This window comes from Paenibacillus sp. J22FR83, assembly GCF_059691955.1.
In genome coordinates this window covers 118,788-133,139 of the sequence record NZ_JCAUAM010000006.1, presented here as the reverse complement: position 1 = coordinate 133,139, position 14,352 = coordinate 118,788, and the positions used below count along the sequence as shown (strand labels likewise).

At 45.5% G+C, this 14,352-nt stretch carries 9 protein-coding genes; 7 read left to right on the top strand and 2 right to left on the bottom strand.

What is annotated here, in order from left to right; translation table 11 throughout:
• Window positions 1-17: 17 nt before the first annotated feature.
• Window positions 18-1,748, bottom strand: a complete 1,731-nt coding sequence (locus AC58PV_RS12750) for a hypothetical protein (protein ID WP_497432609.1) — start codon at window positions 1,746-1,748, stop codon at window positions 18-20.
• Window positions 1,749-1,900: 152 nt separating this feature from the next.
• Here AC58PV_RS12750 and AC58PV_RS12745 point away from each other — a divergent pair, with 152 nt between their 5' ends.
• The 7 genes from AC58PV_RS12745 (at window position 1,901) to AC58PV_RS12715 (ending at window position 13,148) form a co-directional block, all read left to right on the top strand.
• A complete protein-coding gene (locus AC58PV_RS12745; RefSeq protein WP_497432608.1) occupies window positions 1,901-2,665 on the top strand; it encodes a helix-turn-helix domain-containing protein in 765 nt (254 codons plus the stop codon).
• A gap of 69 nt (window positions 2,666-2,734) precedes the next feature.
• Entirely contained in the window at window positions 2,735-4,951 is a 2,217-nt protein-coding gene (locus AC58PV_RS12740) for an AraC family transcriptional regulator (protein WP_497432607.1), read from the top strand.
• 228 nt (window positions 4,952-5,179) lie between these two features.
• Window positions 5,180-6,091 carry an ABC transporter permease gene (locus AC58PV_RS12735; RefSeq protein WP_497432606.1) on the top strand — a complete coding sequence of 304 codons (912 nt, stop codon included), beginning with the start codon at window positions 5,180-5,182 and terminating at the stop codon, window positions 6,089-6,091.
• A 14-nt stretch (window positions 6,092-6,105) separates the two neighbouring features.
• Complete coding sequence (locus AC58PV_RS12730; RefSeq protein ID WP_497432605.1) at window positions 6,106-7,032, top strand: carbohydrate ABC transporter permease; 927 nt, start codon at window positions 6,106-6,108, stop codon at window positions 7,030-7,032.
• Window positions 7,033-7,111: 79 nt separating this feature from the next.
• On the top strand, window positions 7,112-8,650 hold the full coding sequence (locus AC58PV_RS12725; protein WP_497432604.1) for an extracellular solute-binding protein: 1,539 nt from the start codon (window positions 7,112-7,114) through the stop codon (window positions 8,648-8,650).
• Window positions 8,651-8,781: 131 nt separating this feature from the next.
• Window positions 8,782-12,207, top strand: coding sequence for a polysaccharide lyase family 8 super-sandwich domain-containing protein (locus AC58PV_RS12720; RefSeq protein WP_497432603.1), 3,426 nt, complete (start codon window positions 8,782-8,784; stop codon window positions 12,205-12,207).
• Between the two features lie 140 nt (window positions 12,208-12,347).
• Window positions 12,348-13,148, top strand: a complete 801-nt coding sequence (locus tag AC58PV_RS12715; RefSeq protein WP_497432602.1) for a serine/threonine protein kinase — start codon at window positions 12,348-12,350, stop codon at window positions 13,146-13,148.
• A gap of 288 nt (window positions 13,149-13,436) precedes the next feature.
• On the opposite strand, the gene AC58PV_RS12710 is transcribed toward AC58PV_RS12715, so the two are convergent.
• Window positions 13,437-14,297 (bottom strand): EcsC family protein, encoded by an 861-nt coding sequence (locus AC58PV_RS12710; RefSeq protein ID WP_497432601.1) that lies wholly within the window; start codon window positions 14,295-14,297, stop codon window positions 13,437-13,439.
• Window positions 14,298-14,352 lie beyond the last annotated feature (55 nt).

The window sequence follows — 14,352 nt, the reverse complement described above, 5'->3', positions numbered from 1 at the left end:
TGAGAAGCCTTGGCCGCTCAGTTCAATTGCAAGTGGATCGAAGCAAGAGATCCCGTGGTTCTAATAACAGCGAGTCGATACTCCCCATTGCGGTTGCCGTATAAGTCCGGCTGGATATCTAACTCACCACTGAACCCAATCGTGTAGGTATGATCATCCAGCGCGACATAGACAGAGTGCTCGGTCGATGTGATCGAGGTCATATTCTTGCCATTCGTATGAAGAAGCGGCACACGTAAGTAGAGTTCATCATACTGCGGTTCGACGAGTTCTACCGTTAGCGAAACACCTTCGGCATTGACGAGGTAATGTTCTTTCACCGCTTGAACGGCCTGCAAATTGCCGCGATAAGTCACTGTGAATTGAACATGATCCGACGCTTCCTTGACGATAGATAGCTCACCTTGAATGCTCTCATCACAATAATCGGATAAATACTGAATACGTCCGTCGCCCCGTTTCCAACCAGGACCGATAGCGATACAACTTCGTTGAATTCCCTCCCGCAACTCGAAAGCATCGCCCGCTGAGAATGGAACCGATAGCCCGAGTTCCGTAGGAACGGCAGCGCGATGAATGCGCCCAAGACCTGTTGCATCGTAATGCGAATCAGCACAGGTGTCGATTTGGATGGAATACCCTGCGGCATTCGCAATTACTTTGTGGAAGGACGGAGAGGTGGCCACGACATATCCCCCCACTTCGGCTGGGCATGGAGCTTCCGCGATGGTATCGTCTGCGAACAGATAAGCGATGCTTAAGAATGCGCCCATTGTAATCATGTATTTGTCATAGAAACCGTAAGATTCGGTGCCATACTTGCTGTCGATGGGATATAAATTCTTAATATGCCGTGGAGGTGTTTGAACGAGCCATCTCTGAATCGATGCAAGGGCAAGCTTTGCGCTTCGCTTAAATGCGCCAGCTTGTTCTAGATCACCCATCCGAGCATACCGGACGGCTTCATACTCCGCATTGGCGGCAATGAGCACTTCATTAAATAGGAATTGATTACTTCTTCCACCGAAGGGGTGCTCATAAGCTGCGGATTGCAGCTGAAGAGTCCAAAGTCCGGACTTTCGAAGCTGTTCATCCAACGCTGTGGCGAATTCTCCTTGATAACCAAGGCCAAGCAGCAGTTGAATTTGAACTCTTGTCGTTAGATCGTACAACAGGGGATTGCCAGGATCACGGTACATCCCGTTCGCATCGAATCGAGCCAATTGTGTGGGCCAATGTTCCTGAAAATAGGCACGTGTATCTGTCACGCCCTCCTTCCCCCGTAGGTATTCCCCAGCCATATTGTAGATGTTGATGTTATGCAAGTGGCGCTTGCTTTCATCGTCCCGAATCACGAAGCCATAATGGTTATAGGGATTGAGCTCGTTTAACATGGAAAGCCACTTCGCTTTCGCCTCCTCCGTACATCTCGGCCCCATGAAGTGAAGAGACAGCATGATTTCTTTGATGGAGAAGTCCGTGATGGAATCCTGCTTCAGCGTTGTGATTTCTCGACAGCTCTCGGTCATCATGTGTTCCCACAAAGGCTGGAGATCCTGTAGGCGTCCAGCCGAAATCAAACAACCTAACACAGTCAAAATGCGAGAGTAGGCTTGCAAATCGAGTCGTGTCGTACCGTCTTGCCATACTCTTTGTTCGATCTGATGCCGTGTATAGCATTGGAAAGCAATCTCCATCGTATCCAAATAGATTTCTTTCCTATGTACAGTTGAATGGCTGGCAGTCATGTCGAATCTCTCCTCTGCTTACTGTTTTTACTTATTCTAAATGACGAATAAGCAATGAACCATGGACATTCCTGAGAACACCTTAACAGAATTACGATATATGATTATAATAAAGGGGACTCATAACAAATCGCTCAGAGGATGTTGGATGAATGCGAATAACCCAAGTGATGTACTACAAAGCGGGACCTTCTTGGCATCATGACCAATTCGTACAAGATTATGACCTATTGCTGCTCATCACGGACGGCAAGCTTAGATATCTAATTAACGGCATAGAGATTTGCCTGGAAAAAGGCGATATCCTGTATCTGCCCAATGGCACGGTACGCACAGGCCTGCAGACGAAAGAACAATCCCACAGTAAATACGGGATTCGTTTCATTCCAGATGACAGCGATGACGAATTCACTATGCTGCAAGCGGGCAAGCCGATGAAGCTCGCTTCGAAGCGGCTGTCATTCTTAGAGGAGAGAGTCGCCACGTTGATGCAGCACTGGAATAGGAAGGACATGTATTACCTTCCGATGTGCAGAGGAATCTTGCTCGAAGTTTTATCTCATGTGAGCCGTGAGCTTCACAAGGGTGGAAACGGGAGGGATCCTCACTTTGTTTATCTGGTTCGCGATTATATGTATGAACATTATCGATCTCCACTGACAGTGAAGGAGCTTGCCGATCATGCGGGCAAAACACCGTCCTATCTCATCACATGCTTCACACAAGCTTTCGGCTGCTCACCCTTGCAATTCATGCATAAGCTAAGGATTGCCAAAGCAGAAGAACTGCTCCTTTCGACAGAACTTAGTATTGAGGAGATCTCGCTTGAACTGGGGTACTGTGACTCGACGTATTTCTATCGGGTGTTTCGGAAGCACCATGGGACAGGGCCGTTGGCATTTCGACTGCACGTGTAAGAAAAACTGAGCATCGCATGGCTGATCATGGTAGTATGTACACAGATGAATAGAGAGGATTTGGCTATCGTGAGAAATTTCATTCCTAGAGAGCTGTATTTGCGGTTGTTTCTTTATCTAGCTTTGGCTGTGACCCTCATTATTGCCGTGTTCTCCTTCCTTCTTACTCGACAGCAGACGCATAACGCCATCAATGAAATTGACCGTGTCACCCTCCAAAGAGTAAATCAAATTCGGGATAATAGCGATTATACGTTGCAAAAAATGAAGCTATACGCTGGTCGCTTGGCGCAGGATCAGGACTCTGCCGCCTGGTTGACAGCATCCAATGAGGATTATTGGACGTATAAACGAATGGAGCGAAATGTAATCGATTTCATCGGGATAGAGCCTTTTCTTCATGCTGTCTTTATGGTGAATCCATCCATTAATCGTATTTATTCTTCAGAGGTAGGCGTCAATTATCTGGACAAGTTCGATGACCAAGAACTGCTTGAATTGAGCGCCTCTGAGAAAGCTAGAAATTTAAATTTAGTTAATATAAGCAGAGCTGGGCATGATTATTTGTTGCTCTGTATGCCGGTTGCGAAAAGCAGAGTGATTGTACTCTTAGATAAAGTGAAACTGGAGCAGTTTCTTATTCAAACAGATCCGGAACAGAAGAACAATGTGATGATTGTGAATGTGGATGGCGAAGTAATGCTTGGCCGCAAAGCGGATGATATGACGAAGGCAGTCATCGCGAAGACGAGTCAGGACGATGAGCAAACAATTAAGAAACTCGAAGGTGAGGATTGGTCGATACACCACATGGATCTCACTGCGCAGAATTGGCGAATTTATCATATGACGCCATTAGAAACACTTCATCGCAGCGTAACTCAGACACAATGGTCCATGGTTTTATCCTTTACGCTGCTCTTGCTCATTATCTGGGTTATTCTGTTCTGGTATTCAAGGGTTAATTTCAAACCCATTGGCGGATTAGTTCGTACGATTCAGGAGAAAATGGGGCAGGATGCCACAATAGCAAGTCCAGCGAAAGCGGCACAGATCATTACGACAGGTATTGAGTCGATGGTACAACGTATCGAGCAGCTAGACCGTTCCATCAAAGACAGTCGTTATTTGGTTAAGGAAGAGTATTTGCGACAATGGATTCTCAGTGGCTCATTAACTGGCACGATTAAGGGCCAACTGTCCGAAATGGTACCTGTCTTGCATGCAGAGTCCGTGTATCTTGCCGTAGTCCGGATCGAAGCCTACGCTGCGTTTTGTGAGAAATACGATTTTCCATCTCGAAAGCTGATGAAGTATGCGATGGCCAACATCGTAAGTGAGGTTATGGAACTCACTTGCGTCGTTGGGGAAGTGGTCGATTTCGGCGCCGATCATGTTGTACTAGTCATCGACGCGCAAACGGAGCAAGTGATCGTTATTGAAATGCTGGAAAAGCTCAGGATAACTATTGATAGTTATCTTCATTTTACCGTCGTAGCTGCTGTCAGTGATAAGAAAGCACCAGAGGAGAGTCTTTTGACCGCTTATGAAGCGGTAGTAGAGGCGTCAATGCTTAAATTCCTGGACGGTATTGACCGGGTTTACTCCGAACAGGATCTACATGTATATGAGGATACGATCCGACCGGTGATGGATGAAGAGCTCGTCAAGGAGCTCGTCCAATCTGTTCGTCTCGGAAATCAGGCGATGGTACAGAGCTATATGATTCAATTAACCGATTATATGCGCAGTATGACCTACGCGGAGTGTAAGCTTCAACTAACACATTTGATATATGAGTTGATGAAATCCTTTAAACAGTTGGATACCCTCAAAGGAATGGAAGGGATTCAGCATACGTTAGATAAGTTCCAACACTTGAATGGAGCGATCCGATGGATCGAAGATTTTCTGCGCGGAGTGATGGAGGACTTGAAACAGCGGTCAACTTCTAATCGGAAAGAGGAGATAGCAACCGAGGCTGTTCAATATGTGATGAATAACCTTCATAATCCAATGCTCTCTACGGATATGATTGCTGATCATACTTCTGTTTCTGTCAGTTATGTAAGGCAAGTGTTCAAAGAGTGGATGGATTGCACGTTATCTGACTTTATCCTGAATCAACGGATGGAGCGGGTGAAGGATCTCTTAGCAACGACGGAGTTTACTGTGGCTGAAATTGCTGAACAAACAGGGTTCCAATCGAAGAGTCACTTTTTCACAGCCTTTAAGAAAGCGACAGGTATGACACCCGTTCAATATCGTTCTTTATCGTTAGAATGAAAAATACGTCATGAACATGCCCGAATCCTTGGATTCGGGTTTTTCTATGCCCGCAAAGCCTTACGTAGCAAGGAGTGCTGTTGGAGAACTGATCGACAGAATGAGAACTAGGGCACTTTTGCGTTCTAAGAACCCGCTAGCAGAATGAGAACTATGCAGCTATAGGGAAGTTCGGATAGCATGTGAACTAGAATCACAACGAGACAAAAGCAGAGGAGGGAGAACAAGTTGTCATTCATTAAAGAAATCAGAACCAATAGAATCCTCTATGCGATGGCGCTGCCGGGCATTGCGTTTCTAGCCATTTTCGCTTACTTACCAATGGTTGGTCATTTGCTAGCGTTCAAGCGCTTTCAAATAAGTGATGGCATTTGGGGAAGCCCGTGGGTCGGGTTCGACAATTTCAAGTTTTTCTTCGGCAGTGATGCCTGGTACAAAGTGACTTGGAACACATTGATGCTGAATGCATTTTTCATTGTTTCAAGTATGGTCTTTGCGGTGACGATCGCGATCTTATTAAATGAAATTCGCGTGGTCATCTATAAGAAGTTGTGTCAGTCATTGATTTTCATGCCGTATTTTATTTCCTGGATGGTCGTCAGTTTAATGGTATTTGCTTTAATCAACACGACAGATGGATTCATTAATCGAACGCTTGAAAGCTTCGGCAACGAACGAATTAATTTTTATAACTCGCCTGATGCATGGCCGTGGCTATTAACCATTATTTACGTCTGGAAGTTTACGGGCTATAAAGCCGTTATCTTCTTAGCCGCCATCACAGGTATCTCTGAGGAGTATTACGAGAGTGCTCGGATCGACGGGGCATCACGACTGCAGCAAATTATTCGGATTACCTTGCCGATGATCAGGCCCGTTATCATTGTGCTTACGCTGCTTGCAGTAGGGCGAATTTTTTACGGTGATTTTGGGATGATCTACGGTATTGTCGGTGATAACGGGATGCTGTTCCCCACGACGGATATCATCGATACGTATTCCTTCCGTTCCCTAAGACAGTTGGGGAATTTCGGGATGGCATCCGCTGTTGTTCTGTATCAGTCACTGCTCGGATTAATCACAATTATCGGATTTAATTACTTAGTGAAACGAATCGATCCGGATTCCAAGCTATTCTAGGAGGTGCGACCCTAATGAATGATGCGCAGCTATTGGCGGGTAAAGCCGTAGTTATGCCCAAACGAACAAGCTTCAGGCCAAACGGAGATGGATGGTTCAAGCTGTTCACGTATGCGTTTATCACCTTGTTTACTTTATTTTCAATGATCCCCTTTTGGATGGTTGTAGCCGGTTCTCTAACATCAGAGAAAAGCTTGACGAAGTATGGGTTCCGATTATGGCCCAAAGAGTGGAGTTTAGATGCCTACCAGTACTTGTTTACCGGTAAGCAGGTATTCCAAAGCTATTACGTTTCCGTTACGGTGACCGTGGTAGGGACGATCAGCGCCCTAGTGATGTCTGCCATGTTTGCCTATGTGCTTTCCCATCGACGCGTTAAATACCGCAATATTCTTGCCTTTCTGACCTATTTTACCTTCTTGTTCGGAGCTGGCTTGGTCGGTTTCTATATCTTAATTACGAACTGGCTGCATTTGAAGGATTCCATGCTAGCGTTAATTCTGCCCTATCTGTTGAATCCGTTCTACACCTTTATCCTTGTATCGTTCTTTCGTACAGTTCCTTATGAAATCAATGAAGCAGCCACCGTTGACGGTGCGAATGAGCTGTACATTTTCTTTCGGATTATTTGGCCGCTTTCCATGCCAGCTTTGGCGACAGTTGGATTATTTTACGCCCTGCATTATTGGAATGACTGGTGGTTAGCGCTCTTGTTTATTGATAACAAAGACCTGCACCCGCTGCAGATGATGATTCGCGAGCTCATTTCGACGATTAATATTGAATCGTATATTGGTGGAGCGTCTGTATCTGCAGCCCCGCCAAGTAAAAGCATCCAATTCGCAACGGTTTGCGTCACCATTGGACCTATTATTCTTCTATATCCGTTCTTGCAAAAATATTTTGTAAAAGGTTTAACGATTGGCTCTGTGAAGGGGTAAATTTGGTTTTACCCGCCTCCGATATACATACAGGAGATGCGGTAGAATATAGTCATATCATTCTTGAGGAGGAAATGAAATGAAAGCTAGAAAAGCAGGGGTCATTGCGTTATCTACCATTCTCAGTTTCAGTGTATTAGCAGCATGTGGGGAAAAAGAAAAAAGTACGTCGGGGACTACAGCCCCTACATCCAAAGAAACGGCAGCTGCCGCCAAAGTATTAGCGCCAGCAACGCTCAAAATCATGTTGCCAGGTACTAAACCGACTGATTTTGACGAAGTTTTGGCAGAAGCAGAGAAACGTATGGCGGGTACGTTGAACGTTAAATTAAATGTGACATTTGTTCCATGGGCAGATCTGAAGCAGAAGCTGCAACTGACGCTGGCGAGCGGCGAAGATTATGATCTCATTTGGGATAACATGGATAACGGGTTGCTGACGAAAGTGCAAAGCGGGTATTATGAGCCGTTAGAAGCACTTCTTGATCAATATGGTCCAAATATTAAGAAGAATCGCCCGCAAGAGCAATGGGATGCAAATAAAGTTAACGGTAAAATTAGCCTAATTCCATTGGAAACCGATTTCTATAAATCAAGAGGATACTTAATTCGGGGTGATCTTAGAGAGAAATATGGGGTTGCTCCAATCAAAACGTATGATGAATTGATTGCTTTTAGTAGAACATTGAAAGAGAAAGAAAAAGACCTAATTCCAATGGCAATCAATGGTGGATCGACAGCTGCCATTCACAAGTTGTTCTTCGAACCGGGGAATATTCGTCCAGTTCCTGTTGCTGGGATGAATCAAGTGCTGCTTTATTACAAGGGTAATGATGGCAAGATTAATAACTTGTTCGAAACGAACGAAGCAGCGATCATGGATTCCTTTAAGCAATCACGTAAACTGTATACAGATGGCATTATGCACCCGGATATTATGGGTGTGAAGAGTCCTCGTGATCTTGTAATACAAGGCAAAGTGGGGATCACGCACTCGGATGACTGGACTGTGAACTCAGCTAACCAAGCTACGCTTCAGAAGAATGTACCTGGCGCCAAACTAGAATACGTATCATTCTTCGATATGACGAGTAAAAAAGTATCAAGCTTTACAGCTGGAAACTTCATAGCTGTACCGAAAGCGAGCAAAAACAAAGAACGCGCAATTCAGTTCCTAGATTGGGCGAACCAAAAAGGGAACTTCGATCTTCTCGCATACGGTACGCAAGGCAAGCATTGGGAGCCAATTGGCGACGACAAGTATAAAAACGGAACTGGCGCAGCTGGTTACGGATGGTTCCCTTGGGCATGGATCGGTAACCCAGCGATGGACCGTATTAGTTCGGATCAAAGCGAGCTTTCTGTAGCGCTAACGAAATGGTCACGCAATGCAGCTAACTTTGAGAAAGACGTTTTGACTGGATTAACGTTTGATATTACGCCAATCGCGAACGAGCTTGCGCAACTGAACACGTTTATTGAGCAATATCATAAACCGCTTTCCGCTGGTGTTGCCGATGATAAGGTATTTGCTGAATTGAAATCGAAAGCAGAGCCGGTTGTGAAGAAAATTCAAACAGAACTGCAGAAACAAGCTGATGCATTTAGAAAGAAATAAGGCTGGGTAAGAAGAGAGGAGAAGGTTCTGTCAGCAATGACAGGACCTTCACTTTACGACATGAAGGGAGGCGAAGTGACGAAGAAAGGTAAGTAAGCAGCAACATAATCCCATAATGAGAGGTGTAAAATATGAACGTTTCTTTTATTAGAAAATATGTAAGCGTTTTACTTTCTTTAGCCCTCATCTTTACCTTGTTAGGGACATTATCCGTCCCTAAAGCCCATGCGGCTGATGAATATGATTCCATGAGAGACAAGTGGAAGGAAATGCTGACCGGGGGAACGGCTTACAATCCGTTGGATGCGGATATTGCCAGTCAGATTACGGCTATTACAGCAACTGCACAAACCAATTGGGATACGATGAGTAAAGCGGTCGGACGCACCTATCTGTGGAGTGATCTAAGCGGTACAACCAGCTCCAGCCGTGTCACTTCAAGCTATAATCGTTTGAAAGCTATGGCACTCGCTTATGCAACGAAGGGCTCTACGCTTGAGAATAATGCTACATTACTTGCCGATATCAAGGATGCCTTGGATTGGATGTATCTAAACCGGTACAACGAGAACACGACTACCTATATGAATTGGTGGGATTGGGAGATTGGCATTCCTCTTGCTCTCAACGACACCGTTGTCTTGCTTTATGACCAATTGACAGCAACGCAAATAACGAACTATATGAATGCCGTTGAACGGTTTCAACCTACGATTACCTCGACTGGGGCTAATCGGGTATGGGAATGTTCGGTAATTGCCATTAGGGGGATTATCGTCAAAAGCAGCTCAAAGTTGACGAGCGCACGGGATGGTCTCAGCAGCGTATTTAATTATGTGACCTCCGGGGATGGATTCTATACAGACGGTTCTTTTATTCAACATAACAAACATCCCTACACAGGTGGGTATGGTAAAGCCTTACTCTCGGATATTTCCAAAATCATCTATATTTTGGATAATTCCACGTGGGAAGTCATCGATACCGATATACAGAATGTTTATAAATGGGTCTATAATTCATTCGAACCTTTGGTTTATAAAGGGGCTATGATGGATTTGTCCAGAGGACGCGAGATTTCTCGGTCCAATTATCAAGACCATCAGGTTGGTCATAATGTGATTCAGTCGATTATCCGAATCGCACAGTTTGCACCGACAGCGGATGCTGAGGCTTTTAAGCGTATGGTCAAATACTGGATTGGGGTGGATTCGTATAGGAACTTCTTTACTTATGCGCCAATTCAAATGATCGTTCTAGGTAAATCGATTGTAAACGATGGAGCCATCACATCCAGAGGCGAATTAATTAAACATCAGCAGTACCCTAGCATGGATCGGGCAGTTCATCTTCGTCCAGATTTTGGCTTCGGCCTTAGTATGTTTTCTAATCGTATTTACAATTATGAAGTGACGAATAGTGAAAATTTAAAAGGCTGGTATACCGGCGAGGGCATGACGTATGTGTATAACACGGATCTAGCACAATACAGTGATGATTTCTGGGCTACCGTGAATCCGTATCGCCTACCTGGTACGACAATCGATACGCAGACAAGGGCTAATGCTTCTTCGGCAAGTTCGCTGTCGACGAACAACTGGGTTGGAGGTACTTCAATTCTAGGTTTATACGGTATTTCTGGTATGGATCTGAAAGCACTTGGCAATTCGTTAACGGCTAAGAAATCGTGGTTTATGCTCGATGATGAGATTGTATCCCTAGGAGCCGGCATCACGAGTACGGATAATCGCCCCATAGAAACGATTGTAGAGAACCGTAAATTGAACAGCAGCGGCGATAATGCGTTGACGGTGAACGGTACCTCCAAATCCAGCACATTGGGCTGGTCAGAGACGATGTCGGGCACGAACTGGGCACACCTGGCGGGGAATGTTGCCGGTGCGGATATTGGTTATTATTTCCCAGGCAGCGGGGCGGTCAAAGGACTTCGTGATGCTAGAACAGGCTCATGGAATGCGCTCAATCCCAATGAACCGACGACGGCGATAACGCGTAATTATATGGGTTTATGGTTTGACCATGGCAGTAATCCAACCAATGCCAGCTATTCGTATGTTACATTGCCAGGGAAATCTAGTTCGCAGGTAAGTAGTTATGCCAGTAACCCGAATGTTACTGTGTTGGAGAATTCCACATCGGCTCAGGCTGTGAAAGAAAACACGCTGAATATTGTGGGGGCGAACTTCTGGACTGATGTTTTGAAATGGGTTCAGGTAAATGGAAGCAACTTTATTTCTAGTGACAAAAAAGCTTCCGTGATGACGAAAGAAACAAGCAATGATATCGAAGTTGCGATTTCCGACCCGACGCAAGCCAATACGGGAAATATTGCGATAGAGATTAATCGTGCAGCTACAGCTGCCCTTTCAACTGATCCTGGTGTTGTAGTCACACAGTTAAGCCCAACCATTAAGTTTACCGTGAATGTCAGTGGTGCTAAAGGAAAAACATTGAAGGCGAAATTCAGCTATGAAGAAGTAACAACACCGCCACCAGTACTGCTTTTCAATGATAATTTTGAAGATGGGGTCGCGGATGGTTGGACACCATCAGGCGGAACCTGGTCCGTTTTTACAGATGGTACGAAAATGTACGATCAGTCAGGGACTTCGGCTGCAGCCTATTCTGTCGCAGGTAATAGCACGTGGACGGATTATGCTGTGGAAGCAACTGTGAAGCCGATCAACTACGGAATTGCCACAGGTGTAGTTGGTATCATGGCAAGGCTGACGGATACAAGCAATAAATATAATTTTTACTACTCCAATGGCACTTTGGAAATCAGCAAGCATGTGGCGGATACCAAATCAATACTAGCCAATAAGGCTTACACGTTATCAACTGGTGCCAATCATACGTTCAAAGCCGTATTAGTTGGCAGTACGCTTGACTTCTATGTCGACGGCGTGAAGGAACTAACAGCTACAGATACTAGCTTCGCTTCAGGCAAAATCGGAGTTGCCATGTATAAAGCAGCAGCACGCTTTGACAATGTAGCGGTAGCCTCTTTAGTAACAGCGCCGCCGATCGCTTACAACGATAATTTTGAGGATAGCGTAGCTGATGGTTGGTCTACCTCAGGAGGTACATGGTCCATCGTGACGGATGGAACGAAGATGTACGATCAGTCCAATAACACGCTTGCAGCGTATGCCTGGGCAGGGAACAGCACGTGGACGGACTATTCCGTAGAAGCCAAAGTAAAGCCGATTAACTACGGTTTATCAACGGCCGCGGTTGGATTGATGGGCAGACTGACAGATACGAGTAATAAATATAATTTTTATTATTCGGATGGGTCTTTAGAGATTAGTAAGCATGTTGCTGGGACGAAATCAATTCTAGTATCGAAGGCTTTTACATTTACCGCAGGGACGACTTATGTGTTAAAAGCGGTACTAACAGGCAATACGCTTGATTTCTATGTAGACGGAGTAAAGGAACTGACTGTGACAGATTCAAGCTTTGGCTCAGGGAAAATCGGGCTTGCAACATATAAAGCTGCTGCTCGGTTTGACGATATTAAAGTTCAATAATGGGGAAAGAGATCTGCCTGAGACGGCAGATCTTTTTGCGCTCGGCATTATCCGTACGAAGGGGCTGAGCTATGTAAAGGACCTATGTGTTATCATTGGAAGAGGAACGGACATCGAGTAAAAAAGGGAGGACCTTAACCGTGATATCCTATCTGAAGCGGGTATACGAAGCGTGGATTGACTTTCCCCGTAGAGAGGGAGAGGTCATTCGAGGTCAATATCAGATCAAACGTTTCCTCGGTATGGGAAGCTACGGGTTAACTTACTTGTGTTTTGACAAGAATTCCGGTCAAGAGGTTGTCGCGAAGCAAGCGAAACCGAGCAAGGGACAACTGGGCCGGGATCTATTGCACCGGGAGATCGCGTTGATGAGCCAGTTAGAACATCCTTCTATTCCCAAATGTTATACATCATTCAAAGAATCGAAACGTTTGTACATGATAACCGAGTATATCCAAGGTCGGACCGTAGAGGATTTGATTTTTGAAGAGGGAGCTCGCTTTGAGGAAAAGGACGCTTTACGCTTCATCCGACAATTATTGAACATTGTACAATGTATTCATGAGCAGGGTATCGTGCATTTGGACATTCGCATTCCGAATGTCATCTTAGAGGGCGACCGTATGAGTCTAATCGATTTCGGTCTAGCCGCTCGCCTAGGTGAGCCAGCACGGTTAGCGCCAGATGCCGATGAAGATTTAATTCGAAGAAGGACCGTAGATGTCACGTCAGATCTATATGCCATTGGCCACTTCTTACTGTATATGTTGTATTCGACGTATGAGTTGGGGGAAGAGCAGGCGGAGGCAGATAGAGGATGGGAGGAAGAATTGCCGATAACCGCACATACAAAGCGCATTATCCGCAAATTATTGCAAATCGATCCGCCCTATGGGAGTGTGCAAGTTGTTATGGAGGAACTAGACGCTGTACTCGTATAAAAAGAAAAAAGCCACTTTCGCGGCTTCGGATTAGCTGGAGCTTCCACCTCTATTTTTATAATACCCAGACCCATAATGGCTCCGTCCGTATCCTCCCCGGTGACTTGAAGAGTAACGTCTGGTTACATATCCCCTATGATTAGAACTGCTATGTCGATGACCATAGTGTCGTCCTCGTCTGGAATGCAGAAGAGATCCTAATAATTTACGTAGTACATATTTGATCACCTTACATTCCCCCTTTCGCGGTTTACTCCTTATTACGACAAGAGTGAGGGATGGTTTCAGCTATTCGTCGACTTGGGCCTGCAACCGCTCGAGAATACGACGCTTGCGATAGAGCATTTTTGCTGCCTCGCCGACATCTTTCAGGGTTCCCCGGTTGATCCAAGCGCCGAAGAGAATACCCGCAATGGGGATGAGCTGGAAGAGCTTTTTCCAACCCCAATTATCGCGGTACGTAGCGAATACTTCGCGCCAACCTTGGAGTTGAGAGATCATCTGCACCTTCTCTTTGTCCGCAGCGGCGTAGTTCCCAAGCTCTTCGAGAATGGCCTTTTTGCCGACAATGTCGGAGGATGAGAATTGCAGAACTTTAATCGTGAAGATCCGCTCCTGCTTATCCTTGGGATCATAGCCATAGCAGATGGCTACTTCTTGAATGGTTTTCAAAGACAGTCCAAGGATGGCCGGAATATCGATAGCGAGTGTGAGAATCCCGCCAATCCCCGTCGTAGCGCCTTGCAAGGTAGCGATTTTAGAACGATTCAGCACAATCTCATCGGCGGTTTGATCCAGCACTTTCAGCGGCAATGTGCCTACGGATGCAATGGAAAGGCCCTCCGTAAACACATCTCGCACACCGCCATTGCGTTCAAATACTTCGCCAACATGCCGCACGGTCCCCTTTTCAGAAATCAGATACCGTCCACCTGCTTGCAAATAGTTCCCGAGCTCATCCAAGGCTTCGCCTATTTTTTTATTCAAAAACTTCGGCGTTAATCGGTCCAACACTTGGAAGGGCAGCCGCCCAAGCTTCTCCCAAAACCATAGGTCTTTCTGTTCAGCTTCCCAGGCTTCTATTTCATGAAATGCTCGTTGGAGCTCATTTGTCGTTTCTGGGTGGCGATTGCGATCAAGATCATTCATGTTGTGAACAACTCCTTTCTACATCGTATACGTGTGGAATCGCATTTGGATGCAG

Bases quoted from the DNA above. Each gene is read 5' to 3' on its own strand.
- AC58PV_RS12750 (WP_497432609.1), bottom strand. From the start codon at position 1,748: ATGACTGCCAGCCATTCAACTGTACATAGGAAAGAAATCTATTTGGAT.
- AC58PV_RS12745 (WP_497432608.1), top strand. From the start codon at position 1,901: ATGCGAATAACCCAAGTGATGTACTACAAAGCGGGACCTTCTTGGCAT.
- AC58PV_RS12730 (WP_497432605.1), top strand. From the start codon at position 6,106: ATGAATGATGCGCAGCTATTGGCGGGTAAAGCCGTAGTTATGCCCAAA.
- AC58PV_RS12725 (WP_497432604.1), top strand. From the start codon at position 7,112: ATGAAAGCTAGAAAAGCAGGGGTCATTGCGTTATCTACCATTCTCAGT.
- AC58PV_RS12720 (WP_497432603.1), top strand. From the start codon at position 8,782: ATGAACGTTTCTTTTATTAGAAAATATGTAAGCGTTTTACTTTCTTTA.
- AC58PV_RS12710 (WP_497432601.1), bottom strand. From the start codon at position 14,297: ATGAATGATCTTGATCGCAATCGCCACCCAGAAACGACAAATGAGCTC.